We start from the raw sequence: 1494 nt of genomic DNA, 5'->3' as shown, positions 1-1494 counted from the left end.
CGCAACGGCAAGGCCGTCCTCATCGAGCCCGAGCCGACCTGACACAACTCACCGCGAAGCATCATCGCTCATTGCCGCTCGGGGTTCGCTGCCGCCTGCCCACGTGAAGGTCGAATTTTCGGGTCAGACATCGCTCTAAATGACAGTGCCCTGTTCAGCGATACGCGCCGCTGTCAGGTTCGGCGTCGCCAGACACTGTCTGAGGCGCTTGCAGATGTCAGAACGGCGCGGGAGATGTCAGCGGACTTGGCAGCGGGGCATCGGGGATGTCAGTAGGCGCGTGTACGGCAGGAGGTTCAGCCAGGAATGATGGCGATCAGACCTCGGCGGTTGGCGCTGGTAGTTGCTCCAGTGCCTGGCGAGTCGTTCGCATCCTGGGTAGATCGGTTGGCGGTACGCAATGGATGCCCGCCATGGGCGATCGTCGAGGCGTTAGGGCTGGATGTCTGCGGGACCTCTGGTGATGTCCGCACGTTGGCGTACGGCATCGTCGCGACTGCGGAAATGTGCGAGGCGGTTGAGGCCGCTACTGGGGTGGGCGCCGAGATCGTGCAGGCAATGCACCTGGAGGTGTTCAACGGCACGGCCGTGGACCTGACAGGCGTTCGTGTGGGAGACAAGGAATCGGTCCGGCGGTCAGCTGCTCGGGAGTGGGCGCAGTTCTTCGGTGGCCGGGCCTGCCCGGAGTGTGTGGCGGTCTCTGGGGGAGCGTGGCAGGTGTGGTGGAAGCTGGGCTGGGCTGCGGTTTGTCCGATTCACCAGATGCTGCTGGTGGATGGCTGCCCAAGGTGTGGAGTTCACCTGCGACGAGGACCTACTGGGCAGCCACGTGGCCTGTCGCGGACGTGGATGCCTGATCCGTTGCAGTGCGGCGCGATCCTGAGTGGGGCTGTTTGTGATCAGCCGATCCCGCAGATCAGAACGGATACGGTGAGCAGCGAACTCGCCGATAGGCAACGAATGGTGTTGGAGATGGCGACGCGACGCCGGCCTGCGCTGATCGCGGGTCAGGTGGTGAGTGCCGGACAGTGGTTCGCGGCCTTGAAGGCGGTGGCGATGCTGGTCCGCTTGGGAGTGCCGGAGGTGCTACCGCTGCTGGAGGCGATGTCTCTCGATGGTCGACGCGCGGTGGCCGCGGAAGCCGTGAGGCGCGCCGGTGGAACCGGGCCGGACCGGCGGGCCGCTTCGAGATGGCCCCGCAGACGGCCCTGGTGGCGGCGGCGCTGCTGGCGGTGGCCTTGGAGGTGGTCGCCGCGGAGGAGGTGTTGGAGCTGTGGCAGGAGGGCAGCCCACTCAGGGACATCTACACGATAGTCTTCGTCCGCGGGCTCCGGAAGGTGTCAAGTCAACTGAGACACGGGCGCTGTGACGTTAGCTAGGCGAGGTCCTCCTGGTCGGTGACCTGCTGCTTGTCTGTCTCGTCGGTAGGTTTGTTGATCCAGGCGGCGGCCGGCAGCTTGGGTAGCGTGGGTGTGCGGGTGAACCGCTGGGGAT

1 protein-coding gene and 1 pseudogene are annotated in these 1494 nt (G+C 65.5%); both read left to right on the top strand.

Going from position 1 to position 1494, the window contains the following annotated elements:
* Positions 1–306 precede the first annotated feature (306 nt).
* Positions 307–759 (top strand): annotated as a pseudogene (locus EJK15_RS78425) (TniQ family protein); the annotation flags it as partial.
* Positions 760–1211: 452 nt separating this feature from the next.
* Entirely contained in the window at positions 1212–1379 is a 168-nt protein-coding gene (locus EJK15_RS76055) for a hypothetical protein (protein ID WP_240778155.1), read from the top strand.
* The last annotated feature ends 115 nt before the right edge of the window (positions 1380–1494 follow it).

It is taken from the genome of Nonomuraea basaltis (assembly GCF_005893125.1).
Classification (GTDB): domain Bacteria; phylum Actinomycetota; class Actinomycetes; order Streptosporangiales; family Streptosporangiaceae; genus Nonomuraea; species Nonomuraea basaltis.
This window is presented reverse-complemented; position numbering and strand designations above follow the sequence as displayed.